This is a genomic window from Mycolicibacterium sichuanense (genome assembly GCF_033741125.1).
In the GTDB taxonomy this organism is placed as follows: Bacteria; Actinomycetota; Actinomycetes; order Mycobacteriales; family Mycobacteriaceae; genus Mycobacterium.
In genome coordinates this window covers 43,897-63,890 of sequence record NZ_JAWQPU010000011.1, presented here as the reverse complement: position 1 = coordinate 63,890, position 19,994 = coordinate 43,897, and the positions used below count along the sequence as shown (strand labels likewise).

Genomic DNA, 19,994 nt, shown 5'->3' with positions numbered 1-19,994 from the left:
GGGCAAGAGTCTGCGCGGCTCTTCGGCGTCGCCGATACGGCACTTGGTCCCCGAACGCGATGACCAGGGTCCCCGTCGGCCGGGCGCGCGCAGCCTCAGCAGCTGAGCCGGATGCCGATGTCCGCGGGGGGAGTCACCTTCTGCAGGCAGCCGAAGCCCTGCACGCCCGTCGTGCTCATCTCGACGGCGCTCTGGTGCGCGTAGTCGACGCAGTACAGCGCGGCCGCGTCGGCCCGGCAGCGGTAGTCGCCGAAGGCCAGCGTGCGTCCGGCGGGCAGCACCGAACCGGTGCCGTTCACGAACGGACCGGGATCTCCGTGCGGCGAGCCGACGTCGACGGTGGCGCCCGGAAAGTCCACCCAGTTGTCCTTCCAGGCCGTCTCGATGCCGGCCGGCCGCGGCGGCGGATCGGACAGCTTGACCAGGCAGGCCAGCGCACCGTCGAGGTGCTCGTTCGTCACGCAGTTGGCCTGGTTGCCTGCGGCGACGAAGGCGACGCCGTCGCCAAGATCGGTCGTCTCCCCGCCGCGGGTCATCGTGTGGAAAGCCGCGGCGTCGGCGGGTTCGCCTGCCTCGATCCAGGCGATGACGTCGGCGATCGGGGCTCCGGCCGCCGGGACCAGCGACGGCGGGGCCGACGTCGGCGTGGCGGATCGCGACGGTACCGAGATGGTCGCCGAACTCGAGGTGGCCGGGGCCGCGGTGTGCTCCGCGGACCCGCCGCCATCACCGGAACAGCCCGCGAGCAGCGCAGACGCGGCGACGACCAGGGCTACTCGCATGCCGACAGGTTAGCGGTCCCCAGGTCGATCACCCGTCGCCAGGTGCGGACCTTCGCTAACGTCGAGAACATGCACGAACGCACCATTCGCGTGACGGTCGACAGTGGAGTGATCGAGGGCTTCACCGCCGGCGGTGTCCACCGCTGGCGGTCGGTGCCCTACGCGCGTCCCCCGGTGGGGTCGCTGCGGTTGCGGGCACCCCAGCCGGTACAGCCGTGGCCGGGGGTGCGGTACTGCCACGGGTTCTCCTACTGCGCCCCGCAGCAACGCGTGTACACGATGCTGGGCGTCGGCAAGTACCAGCCGATGAGCGAGGACTGTCTGACGCTCAACGTGGTGGCCCCGGAGCGCGCGCTCGACGGCTCGGCCGAGCCGCTGCCGGTGATGGTCTTCATCCACGGCGGCGGGTACATCCTCGGCAGCTCGGCCACGCCGATCTACGACGGCGCCGCCCTGGCACGCCGCGGTTGCGTCTACGTGTCGGTCAACTACCGGCTCGGGGCCTTGGGGTGCATGGACCTGTCGTCGCTGTCGACACCGGAGCACCCGATCGAGGACAACCTGTTCCTGCGCGATCTGGTGATGGCACTGCGGTGGGTGCGGGACAACGCCGCGGTGTTCGGCGGCGATCCGGACAACGTGACGATCTTCGGCGAGAGCGCAGGCGCGCACGCCGTGGCGACGCTGCTCGCGGTTCCGGCGGCCGAGGGGTTGTTCGCGCACGCGATCGCGGAGAGCCCGGCCAGCGGGATGGCCGGGCCGCCGGCCGTCGCCGCAGCTTTCGCCGAGGACTTCGTCGAGCTGCTCGGGGCCGAGCACCGCGACGGTGCCGCCGCGGTGCTGGCTGCGCGGCCCGCCGAGCTGGTGCGGGCGCTCGACCGGTTGCTGCGGCACGGCATGACCGAGATGCGCGGCGCCTTCCCCGTCGGGCCGACCTACGACACCGACTACTTGCCCCGGAATCCGGTGCAGGCCATGGCCGATGGCACGGCGCACCGGGTTCCGCTCATCGTGGGGACCAACGCCGACGAGGGCCGGCTGTTCACCCGCTTCCTGCAACTGTTGCCGACGTCGGAGCCTGCCATCGAGATGCTGCTCGCCGACTCCGACGTCGAGTCCCGCGAACGGATCACCGGCGCCTACCCCGGCTATCCCAGCCCGAGTGCCTGCGTCCGGCTCGGTGGCGACTTCGCCTTCGGGACCGCGGCCTGGCAGATCGCCTCGGCGCACGGCCGGCACGCGCCGACCTACGTCTACCGCTACGACTACGCACCCCGCACCTTCCACTGGTCCGGGTTGGGCGCCACCCACGCCACCGAGTTGCTCGCCGTCTTCGACGTCTACCGCACGCGGTTCGGTTCGCTGATGACCGCAGCCGCGGACCGCCGCTCGGCGCGCCGGGTGAGCAACGACGTGCAGAACCGGTGGCGGGCGTTCAGCCGCACCGGGGTGCCCGGCGAGGGCTGGCCGCAGTACACCGAACGGGAGCGGGCAGTGCTGATCTTCGACCGCCGCTCACGTCTGGAATACGATCCCCACGCCGACCGCAGGCAGGCGTGGGAGGGCTTCACCCTGGCCACCCGCTGAGGCGGTGTCAGGTTTGTCCTGATCCCATGCGGGTCGGTCGCCGATGTGATCCAGTGATGGCGTGACGCATCCACTGGATCCGCTGTCGGCGGACGAATTCACCGCCGTGGCCAAGGCGTTGCGCCGCGAGCACGACGTGGCGGCTGGGCCGACGGCGAGCTCTCGGCTCGGGTGGCGGTTCGCCTCGATCGAACTGCTGGAACCGAGCAAGCCGGAGCTGTGGGCGTTCGAGAGCGACGGCACCGTTCCCGCGCGGCGTGCGACCGCGATCTGTCTGAACCGCTCGGCCAACGCCACCTACAAGGGCGTGGTCCGCCTCGACGAGGACCGCGTCGAGTGCTTCGACGAGGTGCCCGGCGTGCAGGCGAACTTCACGGTGGACGAGTTCTACGAATGCGACCAGGTGTTGCGCGAGCATCCCGAGGTGATCGCGGCGCTGGCCAAGCGGGGCATCACCGATCTCGACGACGTGTTCATGGACACCTGGACCTTCGGTGACGCCGTTGCCCCGCCGGAGTTCCGCGACCGCAGGATCGGTTGGTCGGACACCTGGCGCAAGGACGCCCCCGGTGCGAACCCGTACGCGCACCTCGTCAGCGGGCTGCACTGCGTCGTCGACCTCAACTCGATGGAGGTCCTGCGGGTGGAGGACGGCGGCCCGTTCGCGGGAGGGGGAGTCGAGCCACCACAGGTGATGGGCGAGTACGTGCCAAGGCACATCCCGGAGCGCATCCGCGCGGCGTCGACCAGGGAGCCGCTCAAACCGTTGCTAATCACGCAACCCGATGGCCCCTCGTTCACCCTCGACGGCAATCTGCTGCAGTGGCAGAACTGGTCGCTGCGCATCGGCTTCAACTACCGCGAGGGAATGACGCTGCACACCGTGGGCTACCGCGACGGTGACCGGGTGCGGTCGGTGGCACACCGGATGTCGTTCGCCGAGATGATCGTGCCCTACCGCGATTCCTCGCCGGATCACTACCGCCGCACCGCCTTCGACATCGGGGAGTGGGGGCTGGGTTTCATGACGACGTCGCTCGCCCTCGGTTGCGACTGTCTGGGGGAGATCCGCTATCTGGACGCCGTGATGCACGACGGCAAGGGCGAGCCGTACACGATCGCCAACGCGATCTGCATCCACGAGGAGGACGGCGCGGTCCTGTGGAAGCACGTCGACCACGACGCCGGCGCCGAGGTGCGACGGATCCGCCGGCTGACGATCTCCTTCCACGTGACGGTCGCCAACTACGAGTACCTGGTCTACTGGCGGCTGTACCAGGACGGCAACATCGAGTGCGAGGTGCGGGCCACCGGCATCATGGTGACCACGCCGCTGGCACCGGGGGCGGCCAATCCGAACGGCACCCTGGTCGACGAGCGCACGTATGCGCCCTTCCACCAACACTTCCTGGTGGCGCGCCTGGACCTGGACGTCGACGGCACCGACAACACCGTGATGATGTCGGAGTCCTACGCCGAGCCGATGGGGCCCGACAATCCCTACGGGCTGTCGGTGGTCACCCGCAACGTCCCGCTGCGCACCGAACGCGACGGCATGCAGGACGTCGACTTCAACACTCAGCGCACGTGGAAGGTGGTCAACACCAACGTGACCAACGGCCTGGGCACCCATCCCGCCTACAAGCTGCTACCCGGCGGTGCGATCCCGGCGATGTTCGACTTGGCCTCGCCGGTACTCAAGCGCGCCAGCGTGATCGGACACACTCTGTGGGTGACGCCAAATGAGCCCGACGAACGTTGGCCCGCAGGCGAATTCGTCAATCAGTCGGTCGAGGACACCGGCTTGGGGCAGTGGACCAAGGCCAACCGGTCCATCGAGGACGCCGACGTCGTGCTCTGGTACGTCTTCGGTCTGCACCACATCACCCGCCCCGAGGACTGGCCGGTGATGCCGGTCGACATCGTGTCGTTCTGGCTCAAGCCGTTCGGGTTCTTCGACCGCAACCCGGCGCTGGACGTGCCGGGTACCGCCGCCGACGCCTGCCACGCCCGGAGTTGACGCCTGTCAATTCCGTCGCCCAAAACGGCCCGCCCGGTCCGCTGCGGTGACTAGGGTCTGAACTCGTGCACCCCTCCACGGACACCCTCATCGAACGTCCCGACGACCTCACCGCGGAGTGGCTGACCACCGCGATCGGAGCGGGCAGGGTCGCCGACTTCTCCTTCGAGCGCATCGGCACCGGGCAGATGAGTGAGTGCTATCGGGTCGGCCTCACCTACGCCGACGGCGAACGGGGGCCCGGATCGGTGGTGCTCAAGGTGGCCGCCGCCGACCCGAGCAGCAGGCAGACGGGGCTGACGATGGGCCTCTACGAGCGCGAGGTGCGCTTCTACACCGACGTGGCGCCGGGGCTACACGGTCCGGTGGCGCCGTGTCGCCACGCTGCCTACGACCAGGTGACGGGTGCGTTCGACCTGCTGCTCGACGACGCCGCACCGTCGGTCGTCGGCGACGAGATCGGCGGCGCGACGATCGAACAAGCCCTGATGGCGGTGACCCAACTGGGTCGCGTGCACGGCCCGCTGCTCGGTGACCCGACGTTGGCCGGCGCGGCCTGGATCAACCGCGCGTCACCGCTGAACCAGGGGTTGCTGGCCGCGCTGTACGCGGGGTTCATCGAGCGGTATCACGACGACGTCGCACCGGAGCACCGCGAGGTGTGCGAGCGCCTGGTCGCGGCGTTCGACGCCTACACCGCTGCCGAGGCCGACTCCGGCCTGCCACAGGGCCTGATCCACGGTGACTACCGCCTCGACAACCTGCTCTTCGGGCAGGCCGGCGCCGACCGCCCCGTGACGGTCGTCGACTGGCAGACCGTGACGTGGGGCCCGGCCTTCACCGACGTCGCCTACTTCCTCGGCTGCGCACTTCCGGTGGACCGTCGCCGTGCACACGGAGAGGAACTGGTGCGCGCGTACCACGAAGCGCTCGGCCCGCACAACACGGTCACCATCGATGACGTGCACGAGGGCATCCGCCGGCAGAGCTTCTTCGGGGTCGTCATGTCGATCGTGTCGCCGATGCTGGTGGAGCGCACCGAGCGCGGTGACCGGATGTTCATGACGATGATCGCCCGGCACTGCGCCCACGTCCTGGACACCGGCGCCCTGGCCGTCCTTCCTCAGCCGTCGGCACCGGAACCGTTGCAGCCCAACGCAGACGACGAGGGCACCCATCAGCCGGGCGGCGAGGAGCTGTGGAACGAGAGCTGGTACTTCGACTTCGCCGATCCCGCTCAGGACGTCGGCGGGTGGATCCGGCTGGGGTTGATTCCCAACCAGGGGCACGCCTGGATCAACGCGCTGCTGTGCGGCCCGTCGATGCCGACCATCGCCGTCCTCGACTTCGAGGCTCCGCTGCCCGCCGACCACACCCGCGTCCACGCCGACGACGTCGACCTCGAACTCGAGGCCAGCACACCCCTGCAGTCCTACCGCGTATCGGTGCGCGGGCGCGGTCAGGCCTACGACGACCCGGCGGGTCTGCTACGCGGTGAGGCGGGTCGGCCCGTCGAGTTGGCGATGGACCTGGTGTGGACCACCGCGGGCACGCCGTACCAGTACCGGCTGTCGACGCGCTATGAGATCCCCTGCACGGTGTCGGGCACGGTGACCGCGGACGGCCGCTCCTACGGGTTCGCCGGCGTGCCCGGCCAGCGGGACCACTCCTGGGCCGCGCGGGACTGGTGGAGCATGGAATGGGTTTGGAGTGCACTGCATCTCGACGACGGCACTCACCTGCACGCCCTCGACCTCCGGATCCCGGGCGCTCCCCGGATCGCCGCCGGTTACTCCCAGCGCGACGGCGAGGTCGTCGAACTCCAGACCGTCGTCGCCACCGAGACCTTCGGTGCCGACGACCTGCCGACCGGCACCACGCTGGAGATCACGCCCACCGACACCGTCGTGACCGTCGACGTGCGGGGCCACGCGCCCGTGCCGTTGACCGCCACCGACGGGCGGGTCAGCAGGTTCCCGCGGGCGTGGGTGACGGTGCGCACCGCCGACGGCCGCTCCGGCGTCGGCTGGCTCGAGTGGAATCGCAACCAAACCTGATGGTGGCCAAGTCGATTGCCCTGTTCGTGCTGGCGGCACTGCTGGAGATCGGCGGTGCGTGGCTGGTGTGGCAGGGCATTCGGGAGCACCGCGGCTGGGCGTGGGTGGGCGCCGGGGTGCTGGCGCTCGGAGCCTACGGCTTCGTCGCCGCCTTCCAGCCGGACGCGAACTTCGGCCGGGTGCTCGCGGCTTACGGCGGCATCTTCATCGCGGGCTCGCTGCTGTGGGGGATGGTCGCCGACGGCTTCCGGCCCGACCGCTGGGACGTCGGCGGCGCGCTCGTCTGCCTGGTCGGCGTCGGGCTCATCATGTACGCGCCGCGCTGACGACCCCGCCGTAGCCGTCCCGTCAGCCCAGGTGTGCCGCGTCGTCGGAGAGGTCGTCGCGGCCCAGCCCCATCGGCGTCGCGGCGGGGATGTCACCGCCGGCGATCACCGCCCGGGTGATGGGGGTGAGCGTGCGGAACAGTCGCTCGAGTTCGGTGTCGTCGAGTGCGTCGAAGGCGGACAGCGCCAGCTCGTCGGTGTCGTGCTCGAGGCGCTTCTCGAACGCGCGGCCCGAATCGTTCAGCGCGCCTTCGTCGTCGACGAGACCCCGCGCGGCCAGGTGGGCCAGGCAGCCGGCCCACTCCCGCTCGTCGTACTGGCGGCTGCGCATGATGAAGTCCCGCGGCACCCGGTCGGCCAAGGAGTGCAGGACGTTGCATTGGCGGCCGCCGATCCCGTTGGCCACCAGTAGCGCGACGTGGCCGTCGCCGCGTTGTTCCCGCAGCAGGGTGGCGGCGTGCCAGAGCCGCGCGAGCGGCTCGTCGGGCACTGCGAGCGCGTGGTTCGCGGCGAACAGCGGCCGGCCGTCCAGAGGTGCCGCGGCGGCCGCCTTGGTCAGCAGGTCGGCCGCGGGCCGGGCATCGTCGTCGGTCACGCCACAGCGGCGCAGGGCCGCGACCGCGCCGCTCACACGCGCCCGCAGCGCGCTGGCCGGATCGGCGTGTTCCCAGGCGGCGGGCAGCGCGCGGGCCACGTGGGCGGCCGAGAAGTTGTAGAACACGGCGGTGACGACCTCGGCTGGCACCGGCCCCAGCGGCGCCGAGCGGGCGGCGAAGTAGCCGGTCCAGAACCCGTGAAAGCCGGCCTGCTCGACCGCGGTTCGGGACTCCGGGGCGAAGTAGGTCAGGGCGTGAACGGGTTCGAAGCGGTCGAAGAGCCTGCGGGCCGTCGTCGGTGTTCTGCTCATTCCCGCAGTCAACCACCGTGCCGTTGGCGTGCAGCGGTCAGTCTCCGGCGGAGCTGACGTGATCGACCGCTTCGTCGATGATGGCCCGCATCGCGCGTTCGGCGGCCTCCTCGTCGCGCAACCGGATGGCGCGGGCCACCTCGTCGTGCAGCGCGATGGCCTCCGGGTTCGGGGTCTTGGGCATCATGCCGTGCTGCGTGCGGCCGGTGAGGACCTCGGCGACGACGCCGTTGAGGGCCCGGAACATCTCGTTGCCGCTGGCTTCCAGGAGAGTGCGGTGAAACACCTTGTCCGCCAACAGGTAGGACTGGAGATCACCGGCGCGGCCGTGCATCACCATGTCCGAGACCGCGGCCGCCATGATGCGGCACTGGTGCGGGTCGGCACGCCGGGCGGCGAGTGCCGCCGCGGTGGGCTCGAATCCGCGGCGCAGCTCGGACAGGGATACCAGCTGGGCGGCGCGGTCCCCGGACTGGATCCGCCACCGGATCACCCGCGGGTCGAAGACGTTCCAGCGGTCGGCCGGCTGGATGGTGATGCCCACCCGCCGCCGCGACGCGACGAGCCCCATCGACTCGAGCACCCGGACCGCTTCGCGTGCGACGCTGCGGGAGACGCCGTACTGGGCACCGACCCCTTCGAGGTTGATCACGGCGCCCGCCGGCAGGGCTCCCGACACGATGTCCGCGCCGAGGCCGGTCAGCACGTTGTCGTGCAGAGCGCTGATGTTTGGGGACGTGACCACGCCATACATCCTGTCATAGGGCCCTGGAATGCAGCTTAAATCAGATGGATGACCTCGAGGGCTTGCAATAATCAGATCATTGGTGAACGCTGTGTGATGCCAGACACAACGGGGTAGAGCAAGTCGGGAGGTGGGCGATGGTGTCGCCAATCGTGGTGATGGGTGTCTCGGGCTCCGGAAAGTCCACCGTCGGGGCGGCGCTCGCCCAGCGGCTGCGCGTTCCCTTCGCCGACGCGGACGACTTCCACCCCGCGGCCAACATCGCCAAGATGACCGCCGGGCACCCGCTCGACGACGACGACCGCCTGCCGTGGCTCGAGTCGATTGGCCAGTGGCTGGCGGCCCACCCCGACGGGGGAGTGATGAGCTGCTCGGCGCTCAAGCGTGCCTACCGGGACCAGCTGCGCAGACACTGCCCCGACGTCGAGTTCCTGCACCTGGCCGGCACCCCGGAGGTGATCGGCCGCAGGCAGGCCAGCCGGCCCGGCCACTTCATGCCCGCGTCCCTGCTGGCATCGCAGTTCGCCACCCTCGAGCCGCTCGGCGACGACGAGCGGGGCGTCGCCATCGACGTCGACCAGGACATCGACTCCGTCATCGAGAACTACCTCGCCACCACCGAACAGGAGTCGTGATGATCAGCGGTATCACCCTTCTCGCCGACGACGCGCCCAAGCTGACCGAGCCGGTCGCGTCGGGCTGGCAGCTGGTGCTGGCGTTCGTCGCCGGCATCGCCGTGATCGTCGTGCTGATCACGCTGGTCAAGCTGCACCCGTTCCTGTCGCTGATCTTCGGCGCGCTGACGGTGGGCGTGGTCGCCGGCGAGAACCTACAGACCGTGCTGGCCTCCTTCGCCAAGGGTTTCGGCGACACCGCGGCCAGCGTCGGCGTCCTCATCGCCCTGGGAGCCATGTTCGCCAAGCTGCTGGCCGACTCCGGGGGTGCCGACGAGATCGTCGACACGATCGTCGGGCACGCCTCGCCGCGAATGCTGCCGTGGGCGATGGCGCTCGTCGGCGCCATCATCGGCCTGCCGATGTTCTTCGAGATCGGGCTCGTCCTGCTGATGCCGGTGATCTACCTGGTGTCCCGCCGGTCGCAGCTGTCGCTGATCACCGTCGGAATCCCGGCGCTGGCGGGGCTTTCGGCGATGCACGGCTTCGTGCCGCCACATCCGGGGCCGCTGACGGCCATCGGCCTGCTCAAGGCGGACCTCGGCGTGACGCTCGCGCTCGGGGTGCTGGTGGCGATCCCGACGATCGTGCTGGCGGGCCCGCTTTTCGGCAAGCTCGCCGGCCGCTGGGTCGTGGTCGAGGCGCCGGATACCTTCGAGGCCGACCGCTTCGCCGAGGGGCAGGACCGCCAGCGGCCGTCGTTCGGGATCACCCTCTTCTCAGTTCTGCTGCCAGTGGCGCTCATGCTGGGCAAGGCACTGGTCGACATCTTCATCGACGACAAGAAGAACCTCGTCCGGCAGGTCTTCGACACCCTCGGCACGCCGCTGATCGCGCTCCTGCTTGCCGTCGTGGTGGGCATGTTCACCCTCGGCCGGGGAGCGCGGATGGGCCGCGACGAGATCACCAGATGCATCGAGTCCGGGTTGCCGCCGGTGGCGGGCATCATCCTGATCGTCGCCGCGGGCGGCGGGTTCAAGCAGGTCCTGGTCGACAGCGGCATTGGCACGCTGCTGGCGCGCTGGGCCGAGGGTGCCAGCATCTCGGTGCTGATCCTGGCGTGGGTGATCGCCGTGCTGATCCGGTTGGCCACGGGGTCGGCGACCGTCGCCACCATCACCGCGTCGTCGTTGATCGTCCCGCTGGTGGCGGACCTGCCGACAGCTCAGGTGTCGCTGGTGGTGCTGGCGGTCGGTGCGGGCTCGCTGTTCTTCTCCCACGTCAACGACGCCGGTTTCTGGTTGGTCAACCAGTACTTCCGAATCACCGTCGGCCAGACGATCAAGACGTGGTCGATCATGGAGACCATCCTGTCGGTCAGCGGCCTTGCGGTGGTGCTCCTGCTGAGCCTGGTGTTCTGACTCCGGGCGTCAGGCCTTGACCACCTGGGTGCCGCCGGCCATCTCGTCGTGCTTGCCCTGCTTGGTGGGGCTGCTGCTGATGGTCACCGCGATGACGATGATCGCGATGACCCCGAGCAGCCCCCCGACGAACGGGATGATCGGCAGCAGGGTGAACAGGTTGCGGATCGCCGATTCCTTGAGGTCCGGCTTGGGCGTGCCACCGGCGCCCCGCACGCTCAAGCCCAGCAGCTTCTTGCCGGGGGTCCACCCCTGGGTGACCTCGAAGGCCACGTAGTAGACGAACGCCAGCAAACCGGTGAACAGGCCGGTCACCATGATGTCGGAGGTGGAATGGGCGAGCATGCCGAGGACGAATCCCACGATGCCCACGATGATTCCGTCGATCAGCCGGGCGAAGAAGCGTGGAAGCAGGTCTCCGGGCGTCCCCCCACGAATGGGAGAACGCCCGGAGTCTGCGGAGTCGTAGTAGCCGTACCGAGGATCCCCACCAGTGCTCATGCGGGTCAATCTACCCGCGCGGTCGCTCCTAGGGAGTGCGCTTGCGAAGCTCCTTGCGGGCCTTCTTGATCTCCTTGCGCGCCTGCTTGGCCTGCTTGCGGCTCAGGTCGGCGAAGTCGAACGTGCGGTCCTGCGCCAGCTCGGCCAGTTCGGCGCCGCGATCACGGGCGATCTCGGCCAGCTCGGCACCTCGGTCCCGGGCCGCACTGGCCAGCTCGGGAGCCCGGTCGCGCGCCACGTCGACCAGCTTGGCACTGCGCTTCTGTGCGACGTCGGCGATTTCGGCGCCGCGGTCCTGGGTGATCTCGGCCAGCGCAGCGCCGCGCTTGCGAGCCGCCTTGGCCAGCTTGGGGGCCCGTTCGCGGGCGACGTCGGCGATTTCGGAGCCGCGCTCGTAGGCCACGTCGGCCAGCTCGGCGCCGCGCTCGAGGGCGACGTGGGCCAGCTCGCGGCCGCGCTCGGCACCGGCGTGCAGACCGGACTGCAGTTCCTCGCCCCACTTGTCGACGAGCTCGGCGTCGATCAATGCACCGCCGGACGTCGACGGCGACGGCAGCACCCCGGTCACCGACTCGCCGAGCTTGCGCGCGGCCCGGCGGCCCCGCCAGCCAAGGGAGGGCCTGCCCTCGGTGTCGACCGCGGCGATGATCAACCCGCCGATCAGGCCGATGTCGGCGAACAGCGCGCGCCGTTCGGCGGCCTTGCGAATGGGGTCGGTCTCGTTCCAAAAGGCATGTCCGCCAAGACTTCCCGGCACCACGCTGACGGCAAGCGCGGCCGACGACAGCCGAGGCAGCCGACCGGTGGCCAGCAGCAGGCCGGCACCGATCTGCACACCCGCGGTCACCTTGGCGACGGTCTCGGCGTTGGTGGGAACGTTGGGGCCAACGGGATCGGGCAGCTTGCTCAGACCCTCGAGCGTCGGACGGGCGGCGTCGGCGGCGGGCTTGGGACTGCGCAGGGCTTCGACTCCACGGGTGATGAAGGTCGTGGCCAGCATGGGACGCGCGATTCGTCGGATCAACATGGGCCGGGCATTCCCCGGAGGGGGTTGATGCAAACCCGTCAGGTGCGGGGAAGTCCGGCCAGCAGAATCTGCGCAAGGCGGGTCGTGGTCTGCACGCCGTCGTCGTAACCGCCGGCGCCGCCGAGGGCGTTCATGATGGCCAGCGTGTAGCGCTGTCCCGATCCGGCGAAGCCGACCGAATTGGTCACCCAGCCGCCCTGCTCGGACGACCAGCCGTCCTTGTTGCCCGGCGCCATCGCCGGGCCCGCGCCCCAAACCCCCCATTGCTGGTTGGGGTCCACGTTCTGCATCTCGTGCACGATCGCGGCGGTCTGCGCGGGTGGTAGGCGCGTCAGCACGTAGTTCATCAGCCGGTCGAGGTCGTCGGCGGTGGTCTTCTGGAAGCCCCAGTAGGGATAGATGCTGCTGAACCCCTTCTGAGGCTGCAGATCAGTCATGCCGTACCTCGGGAAGTTGGCGTTGTACGTCGTGTGGTCGGCGCCGCCGTAGCGCGACCAGAGGGCGTCGGTGGCGTCGTCGTCGGACGAGTGCATCATGGCGGCCATCTGGCTGCGGTCGGCGTCGGTCAGGGTGATCGCGCCGGCGCTGGCCCGCGTCAGCAGGTCGACGACCATCGCCAGCTTGATCGTCGACGCCGTCCACACCATCTCCCCGGCATGCGCGTTGCGGTATGCCGCCCCCGTCGCGCGATCTCGCAGCACGTACCCGATGGACCCCGGCCGGGTGACGAGATAGGCGTCGGCGGCGGCGATCCGGCTCTGCAGGCTGCAATCGGCGGTGCTCGCGCCAGCAGCGCAGTCGGCCGACGCGGTGGGCGGAGCCACCGCGCCTGCGGTGCCGATGACGATCACCGCGGCGGTCAGCAGAGCCAGTCTCATCCGAGAAGCTTCGCATTAGGGTGGGAGGTTCCCAGGAGAAAGGGGTTCTCGGTGACTCTCGTCGCGGGAATCGACTCGTCAACTCAGTCGTGCAAGGTCGTCATCTGTGACGCCGAGACCGGCGAAACCGTGCGCACCGGTTCCGCGCCGCACCCGCAGGGCACCGAGGTGGACCCCGCCGCGTGGTGGGCCGCCCTCGGCGACGCCGCCGCGGCAGCCGGTGGTCTCGACGACGTCGCCGCCATCTCGGTCGGTGCTCAGCAGCACGGCATGATCTGCCTGGACACCGCGGGCAACGTCGTGCGGGACGCCTTGCTGTGGAACGACACCCGCTCGAGTGCGGCCGCCGCGGCCCTGGTCGAGGAACTGGGCGGGGCGGCTGAGTGGGCCCGCCGCATCGGGGTGGTTCCAGTCGCCGCGATCACGGCGACCAAGCTGCGGTGGGTCGCCGACAACGAACCGAAGAACTCCGATGCCACGGCCGCGGTGTGCCTGCCGCACGACTGGCTGACGTGGCGGCTGTCGGGGTCGACCGACGTCGCCGACATCCGCACCGACCGCAGCGACGCCAGCGGCACTGGATACTTCGCGGCATCGGACGACGAATACCAGCACGATCTGCTGGAGCTCGCGACGCGTGGGCGCCGCCCCCTCGTCCCGCCCGTGCTCGGTCCGTTCGACGCCGCGGGGCGCACCACCACCGGTGCCGTGCTCGGCCCTGGTGCCGGTGACAACGCCGCCGCGGCCCTCGGGCTCGGCGTCGGGCCGGGGGACTGCGTGGTCTCCCTTGGCACCTCGGGCGTGGTCAGCGCGGTCGGCGACGCCGCGGCTCACGACGCCGAGGGACTGGTCGCCGGGTTCGCCGACGCCACCGGGCGGCAGCTGCCCCTGGTGTGCACGCTCAACGGCGCGCCGGTGCTCGCCGCCGTCGCCGCGATGCTCGGCGTCGACTTCGACGAGTTCGACCGGCTGGCGCTGTCGGCGCCTGCGGGCGCCCAGGGCTTGACGCTGATTCCGTACTTCGACGGGGAGCGCTCGCCCAACCTGCCCGACGCGGCGGGGGCGATGCACGGCGTCACCACTCGGAACCTGGTCCCTGCCAACGTGGCTCGCGCGGCCGTCGAGGGCCTGCTCGCCTCTATCGCGTACTGCATCGAGCGGATCGCCCAACAGGGCGTGCACGTCGGCCGGGTGATCATGGTCGGCGGTGGAGCGCGCTCGGAGGCAGTCCGGCGCGTCGCGTCGGCGGTCCTCGGCATGCCCGTGCACGTCCCGACGCCCGCGGAGTACGTCGCCCTCGGTGCGGCCAGGCAGGCGGCGTGGACCCTGTCGCGGCGTGCCGCCCCGCCGGCGTGGTCGGCGGGGAAGACGGACGAGCTCCTGCCCTACACGGCCGATCCGACGCCCGTGGTGCTCGACCAGTACCGGGCCGCGCAGCCGCTGACGTTGGGTCAGCGCGCGCCGGCCAGCTAGCCGTCCGCGGCCGGCCGTGGCCAATGCGGTTGAGGCAGAGCGCCTTCGGGCGGGACCAGCCGGTCGAGCACCGCGCGTAGCGGTGACCAGGTCGACCGGCCCATCCGGGTCACGGCGTACGCCACCAGCAGCACGTCCGGATGTTGCAGCGGCACGACCTTGACACCGGGGCCGGTGGCCCGGTGCAGCGGCAGCAGTCCAACGCCGTACCCCGCCACGATCAGGTCCTCGACCAACTCCAGGCTGTCGATCTGGTGGGCGATGCGCGGGCTGAAGCCGTTGAGCGCGCCAAGTGTGCGCACGGCGTCCTCGTCGGCGGTGTTGCGGGAGTTGACGATCCAGGCACTGTCGGCGTACGTGGCGACGTCGACGACGCCGTCGGGCGCATCGGTGCGAACACCAAGTCCCCACGGCGTCGACCACAGCGGGAAGGTCTCGAGGACCGGTCCCGGGCTGGCGGGCGCGAGGTTGTAGTCGTAGGTCAACGCCAGGTCCAGGTCGTCGTCGGCGAGCAGCGCGAAGGCCTCGATGGGTTCGTACTCGCTGATCACGACGTCGACGGCGGGATGGGTATCGGCCAGCTCGGAGAGGATCGGCAGCAGCGACACCCGGATGCCGGTGGCGAAACCACCGACCCGAAGGGTGCCCACCGGTTCGGCGTCGGGATCGAGGTCCAGTCGCGCGGTGTCGACGGCGGCCAGGATCGTCACGGCGTGATCGGCCAGCCGGCGGCCGGCGGGAGTGAGGCGGACACGCCTGCCCTCCGGCTCGATCAGCGCCACCCCGGCCTCCTTGGCGAGCGCGGCGATCTGCTGAGACACCGTCGAGGTGGTCAGGTGATGTACCTCGGCGACCGCCCGCATCGAGCCGAGGCGTGACAGGGCCAGCAGTAGCTGCAGTCGGCGCGTGTCCACGGTGGCATTCTTCTCCAACCGCGCAGACGGCTTTCCTGGGTCCGGTGTCGTGAGGTCGCCGGCGGGGTACCTTCCTGGTGGCATCCTGGCAACGGTGCCGAAGCATTGGCGTCGGTGAGAGGGCTGTGTCGGGTGGGCGTTGGGCACGCTGAGCGGGACGTTCCGGACCACGCCGTCTTCGATACCGACCCCGAGATCGGTCGCGATCTCGCCGAGGTCGACTGGGCGGCAACACCACTGGGCGTGCCGACCCAGTGGCCGCAGAGTCTGCAAACCGCGGTCAGCATCCTGCTGTCGACGCGGTTCTCGATGTGGATGGCCTGGGGTCCGGAGCTGACGTTCTTCTGCAATGCCGCTTACCGCCGCGACACGCTGGCCAGCAAGTACCCGTGGGCGCTTGGACGGCCCGCCAGAGAGGTATGGGCCGAGGTCTGGGACGACGTCAGCCCGCGGATCGACGGCGTGTTGACGACCGCGGAGGCCACCTGGGACACGGCGCTGCTGCTCTTCCTGGAGCGCTCCGGGTATCCCGAGGAGACCTATCACACGTTCTCCTACAGCCCACTTCGCGATGACGACGACCGGGTCTCCGGCTTCCTGTGCGTCGTCAGCGAGGACACCGACCGGGTCATCAGCCAGCGACGGATGGCAACCCTGCGGGATCTGGGTTCGGACCCCAGGGTGCGGCCGTCGGAAGCCGCGATGCTGGCGGCTGCCTCCGCGCAGCTCGGCCGAAACCTGGCCGATCTGCCCTTCACGCTGACCTATCTGTTCGATGACGACGGCGCTGCGGAACTGGTCGGCAGCAGCGGAGTGCCCGAGGGCCATCCCGTGGCACCTCCGATGCTGCCGGCCGACGGATCGGGCGGCTGGGCCCTCGCAGACCTGGCCCAGGGCGGTACGACGCTCGTCGACCTCGCCGGGTCCCACGTCGACCTGCCGACGGGAGACTGGTCGAAACCGCCGACGCAGGCGCTGGTGGTTCCGCTGGCTCAGCAAGGCAGCGCGCCACTGGGTTTCCTGGTCGCCGCACTGAACCGCTACCGACCGCTCGACGATGCCTACCGCGGGTTCGTCGAACTGGTGGCCGGACACATCGCGGCCGAGGTGGTCAGCGCCCGCAGCTATCGGGCGGAGCGGCGCCGGGCGGAGGAACTCGCCGAGCTGGACCGGGCCAAGACCACGTTCTTCTCCAACATCAGCCACGAATTCCGCACGCCGCTGACCCTGATCCTCGGCCCGCTCGCCGAGTTGCGCGCCCGCAGTGGCGGAATCGACGAGTCGGCGCGCCACGAGCTGGAGGTGATCCAGCGCAACGGGTTGCGGCTGGCCAAACTCGTCAACACGCTGCTGGACTTCTCCCGGATCGAGGCGGGTCGCATGCGCGCCCGCTACGAGGCGGTCGACCTGGCATCGGTCACCGCCGAGCTGGCCAGCGTGTTTCGGTCGGCGGTGGATCGTGCCGGGCTGACGTTCGACGTGGCGTGCCCGCCGCTGGACGAACCCGTCTACCTCGATCGCGACATGTGGGAGAAGGTGATCCTCAACCTGCTCTCCAACGCCCTGAAGTTCACGTTCGACGGCGCGATCACCGTGCGGGTCGCTCGTCGGGGTGAGCACGCGGAGGTGACGGTGTCCGACACCGGGATCGGGGTGGCGGCCCGCGAGATGCCCCGGTTGTTCGAGCGCTTTCACCGTATCGAGAGCGCACGTGCGCGATCCAACGAGGGCAGCGGGATCGGCCTGGCGTTGGTCAAGGAGCTGGTGGAGCTGCAGGGCGGCACCATCACCGCCGACAGCGTCGAGGGAGTCGGCACCACGTTCGTCATCCTGTTGCCGTTCGGCGCGGCGCACCTGCCCGCCGACGTGCCCCCGGCCGAGTCCACCCGGACGGGCTCGGGCATCGCCGATCCGTACGTGCAGGAGGCGCTGCGCTGGTTGCCGGATGACCCAAGTGAGTACCAATCTGCCGCAACCGAATTGGATGCATCGAGCACATCGATGCCTAGCCCGCGTTCGCAGACGCGGGTGCTGGTGGCCGACGACAACACCGACATGCGCGAGTACCTGGTGCGGTTGTTGCGGGGCGCCGGCTACGAGGTCGATGCAGTGGTCGACGGATTGCAGGCCCTGGACAGCGTCCGGGCCAAGGCACCGGATCTGGTCGTCAGCGATGTGATGATGCCGAGGCTGGACGGTCTGGCGTTGGTCACGCAGTTGCGCAAGGACCCGCGCACCGCCGTCGTCCCGGTGCTGCTGCTGTCCGCGCGGGCCGGTCAGGAGGCCTCCATCGAGGGTCTGCAGGCCGGGGCGGACGACTACCTGGTCAAGCCGTTCGCCGCCGCGGAGCTCCTCGCGCGCGTGCGTGCCAACGTCGAATTGTCCCGCCTGCGCAACCACCACGCCCGCTGGCGGACCGCGCTGGTCGACTCCCTGCAGGAGGCCTTCTTCGTCTGCGACGAGCAGGGCGCCGTCGTCGAGATCAACGCCGCGTTCACCGAGACCATCGGCTACGGCGCCGAGGGATTGCCGTACGCGCCCGTCCAGCCCTGGTGGCCGGACGAGGAGGCCGACCCCGAGGGATACGAGCTGTTCGCCAAGGCGTTCGGTCGGCTGCTGACGAATTCGCACGGTACCGACGTGCTGCCACTGCACCATCGCGACGGGCACCGGATGTGGGTCAAGGCGAGTTTCAACCGCGCCGAGGATCCGGACTCCGGGAAGCGGGTCATGGTCGGCACCTTCCGCGACATCACCGCCGAGCATTACGCCGAGCAGCGTCAGATGGCGTTCGCGGCGCTGAATCAGGCACTCGCCCAAGCAGATACCGTTGACGAGGCACTGTCGTCCACCGCTCAGCAGCTGCTCGGTCTGTGGCGGGCCGAGCGCGTGCTGGCGGTCACCTACCCGGGCCAGGGCGTCGCCGCAGGCCCGGGTACCGACCAACCCCACATCGTGTGTGCCGGCGACGCGGTGCAGTGGTCGGAGTTGACCCCGCAGGTTCGCGCGGGCATCGAGGCGCTGCGCGACGGTGACCTGCTGGTCACCGATGCCACCGAACCGGGCTCGGCCGGGATCGCCCTGCAGCACCCCCAGGGCGTGCTGGTGCTACGGGTGGAGCTCTCCGAGGAGCGGCTCTTCACTCCAGAGGACCAGACCCTGCTCACGGTGCTGGCCGGTCGGCTTGGCCAGGGTTTGCAGCGGGTCCGACAGCTCGACCAACAGCGCGAGACGGCGCTGGCGCTTCAGCATGCGATCCTCGGGCCAGCGGCTCTTCCCGGTGGCTTCGCCGTGCGCTACCAGCCGGCGTCCAGCCCGCTGCAAGTCGGTGGTGACTGGTACGACGTGGTCGACCTCGACGACGGCCGCATCGCGCTCATCGTGGGTGACTGCGTCGGCCACGGACTCGCAGCGGCGACGGTGATGGGGCAGCTACGCAGCGCCTGCCGAGCGCTGCTTCTCGAACACCCCAGCCCCGGTGCAGCGCTCTCGGGGCTCGACCGGTTCGCCGCGCGACTACCCGGCGCCGCGTGCACCACCGCGTTCTGTGCGGTGCTCGATACCGGCAGCGGCGAGCTCACCTACTCCAGTGCCGGGCACCCACCTCCGGTCCTGGTTCGGGGCGACCGCACCGCCGAGACTCTCGAGGAGGGCCGCGCCATCCCACTGGGCTTGCGGCGCAACCTGATTCGGCCCGAGGCGCGCGTGGTCATCCCGGCGCGCGCCACGCTGCTGCTGTACACCGACGGATTGGTGGAGCGCCGACGCGAGCCGCTGGACGTGGGCATCGCCCACGCCGCCAACCTGGTTCAGGACGGCCGGGGATCGCCACTGGAGGAGCTGGCGAGCGAGATCATGTCCAGGTTGACCCCCGACGGCGGCTACCAGGACGACGTCGCACTGCTGCTCTATCGTCAGCCCGCGCCACTGCAGCTCGAATTCCCAGCCGAGGTCGGCGAACTCGCAGGAACCCGGAGGGCGCTGCGCATCTGGCTGGCCCGCGCCGACGTCGGCCCCGAGCAGGTGCAGGACGTCCTGATCGCGACCGGGGAGGCGATCGCCAACGCCATCGAGCACGGCCACCGCGATCGGCCGGGAGGCACGGTCAGCCTGCGCGCGTCGGCCACCGCCGATCGTCTGGACGTGACCGTCGTCGACACCGGCGCATGGCGACCGCCGCGGCCGGGTGTCGACGTCAGCCGTGGGCGCGGTGTCACCCTGATGAAGGCGCTCATGCAGGACGTGACCATCCAGCCAGATGCCACGGGCACCACCGTTCACATGCACACGAGGATCACCCCATGACGACACCGCTCATCCTCAGCACCGACCGCCGTGCCGACGGGTCATTGAAGTTGGTGGCGAATGGCGAGATCGACCTGAGCAATGTGGCGACCTTCGCCACGGCCCTGAACACCGCGATCGCCGGCAGTAGCGGCGCGCCGGTGACGGTCGACCTGAGCGCCATCGACTACCTCGACAGCGGCGGCATCAACGTGCTGTTCCACCACGCCGATGCCATCAACCTCGTCGTCAAACCGCTGCTGGTGCCCGTGTTGACCATCAGTGGACTCACCCAGCTGGTCGACGTCTCGACGGCGGAAGCACCGACGGACGCCTGACTTCGAGAGCCTCGGCTCCGCCGACCTCGGCCAGCTTCGCCTCCCCGATCGGATGTGACCTGCATCTCAAAGTGAGACGCAAATGTCGTAAGTCACCCGGTTTCATGGGTCTCGCATCGC

At 69.9% G+C, this 19,994-nt stretch carries 16 protein-coding genes; 9 read left to right on the top strand and 7 right to left on the bottom strand.

The features are described 5' to 3' along the window. Positions 1–95: 95 nt before the first annotated feature. Positions 96–782 (bottom strand): RAD23 family protein, encoded by a 687-nt coding sequence (locus SBI80_RS25150; RefSeq protein ID WP_318977579.1) that lies wholly within the window; start codon positions 780–782, stop codon positions 96–98. Positions 783–851: 69 nt separating this feature from the next. On the opposite strand from SBI80_RS25150, the gene SBI80_RS25145 reads away from it, so the two are divergent. The 4 genes from SBI80_RS25145 to SBI80_RS25130 all read left to right on the top strand — a co-directional run bounded on the left by SBI80_RS25145 (position 852) and on the right by SBI80_RS25130 (position 6,772). After that, complete coding sequence (locus tag SBI80_RS25145; RefSeq protein WP_318977578.1) at positions 852–2,369, top strand: carboxylesterase/lipase family protein; 1,518 nt, start codon at positions 852–854, stop codon at positions 2,367–2,369. 61 nt (positions 2,370–2,430) lie between these two features. Continuing rightward, on the top strand, positions 2,431–4,389 hold the full coding sequence (locus SBI80_RS25140) for a primary-amine oxidase (protein ID WP_318977577.1): 1,959 nt from the start codon (positions 2,431–2,433) through the stop codon (positions 4,387–4,389). 65 nt (positions 4,390–4,454) lie between these two features. After that, a complete protein-coding gene (locus tag SBI80_RS25135) occupies positions 4,455–6,446 on the top strand; it encodes a DUF7064 domain-containing protein (protein WP_318977576.1) in 1,992 nt (663 codons plus the stop codon). Further along, a complete protein-coding gene (locus SBI80_RS25130) occupies positions 6,446–6,772 on the top strand; it encodes a YnfA family protein (RefSeq protein WP_318977638.1) in 327 nt (108 codons plus the stop codon). The genes SBI80_RS25135 and SBI80_RS25130 overlap by 1 nt, the downstream gene beginning before the upstream one ends. 22 nt (positions 6,773–6,794) lie before the next feature. Here SBI80_RS25130 and SBI80_RS25125 read toward each other — a convergent pair whose 3' ends face one another. Both SBI80_RS25125 and SBI80_RS25120 read right to left on the bottom strand, forming a co-directional pair. Beyond that, positions 6,795–7,679: an SCO6745 family protein gene (locus SBI80_RS25125; protein WP_318977575.1), complete on the bottom strand. Its 885-nt coding sequence runs from the start codon at positions 7,677–7,679 to the stop codon at positions 6,795–6,797. A gap of 37 nt (positions 7,680–7,716) precedes the next feature. Then, on the bottom strand, positions 7,717–8,424 hold the full coding sequence (locus tag SBI80_RS25120) for a FadR/GntR family transcriptional regulator (RefSeq protein WP_318977574.1): 708 nt from the start codon (positions 8,422–8,424) through the stop codon (positions 7,717–7,719). Between the two features lie 137 nt (positions 8,425–8,561). On the opposite strand from SBI80_RS25120, the gene SBI80_RS25115 reads away from it, so the two are divergent. Next, positions 8,562–9,059, top strand: coding sequence for a gluconokinase (locus SBI80_RS25115; RefSeq protein WP_318977573.1), 498 nt, complete (start codon positions 8,562–8,564; stop codon positions 9,057–9,059). Beyond that, the gene (locus SBI80_RS25110) at positions 9,059–10,459 is read left to right on the top strand and encodes a GntP family permease (protein ID WP_318977572.1); all 1,401 of its coding nucleotides are present in this window, start codon (positions 9,059–9,061) and stop codon (positions 10,457–10,459) included. Before SBI80_RS25115 ends, SBI80_RS25110 begins: the two co-directional genes overlap by 1 nt. A 9-nt stretch (positions 10,460–10,468) precedes the next feature. Here the strand turns inward: SBI80_RS25110 and SBI80_RS25105 are convergent, their stop codons facing one another. From SBI80_RS25105 to SBI80_RS25095, 3 genes are read right to left on the bottom strand one after another with little or no spacing between them, the layout of a single operon-like run. Beyond that, a complete protein-coding gene (locus SBI80_RS25105) occupies positions 10,469–10,960 on the bottom strand; it encodes an RDD family protein (RefSeq protein ID WP_318977571.1) in 492 nt (163 codons plus the stop codon). A gap of 28 nt (positions 10,961–10,988) precedes the next feature. Then, a complete protein-coding gene (locus SBI80_RS25100; protein WP_318977570.1) occupies positions 10,989–11,987 on the bottom strand; it encodes a DoxX family protein in 999 nt (332 codons plus the stop codon). A 38-nt stretch (positions 11,988–12,025) separates the two neighbouring features. Then, positions 12,026–12,865: a serine hydrolase gene (locus SBI80_RS25095; RefSeq protein WP_318977569.1), complete on the bottom strand. Its 840-nt coding sequence runs from the start codon at positions 12,863–12,865 to the stop codon at positions 12,026–12,028. Between the two features lie 51 nt (positions 12,866–12,916). On the opposite strand from SBI80_RS25095, the gene SBI80_RS25090 reads away from it, so the two are divergent. Beyond that, positions 12,917–14,338 carry a xylulokinase gene (locus SBI80_RS25090; RefSeq protein WP_318977568.1) on the top strand — a complete coding sequence of 474 codons (1,422 nt, stop codon included), beginning with the start codon at positions 12,917–12,919 and terminating at the stop codon, positions 14,336–14,338. Here SBI80_RS25090 and SBI80_RS25085 read toward each other — a convergent pair. Further along, positions 14,335–15,252 (bottom strand): LysR family transcriptional regulator, encoded by a 918-nt coding sequence (locus tag SBI80_RS25085; protein ID WP_318977567.1) that lies wholly within the window; start codon positions 15,250–15,252, stop codon positions 14,335–14,337. The two genes, SBI80_RS25090 and SBI80_RS25085, sit on opposite strands and share 4 nt — an antisense overlap. Positions 15,253–15,366: 114 nt before the next feature. On the opposite strand from SBI80_RS25085, the gene SBI80_RS25080 reads away from it, so the two are divergent. Next, a complete protein-coding gene (locus SBI80_RS25080; RefSeq protein WP_318977566.1) occupies positions 15,367–19,557 on the top strand; it encodes a SpoIIE family protein phosphatase in 4,191 nt (1,396 codons plus the stop codon). Further along, the gene (locus SBI80_RS25075; RefSeq protein WP_318977565.1) at positions 19,554–19,874 is read left to right on the top strand and encodes an STAS domain-containing protein; all 321 of its coding nucleotides are present in this window, start codon (positions 19,554–19,556) and stop codon (positions 19,872–19,874) included. Before SBI80_RS25080 ends, SBI80_RS25075 begins: the two co-directional genes overlap by 4 nt. Positions 19,875–19,994: the final 120 nt, after the last annotated feature.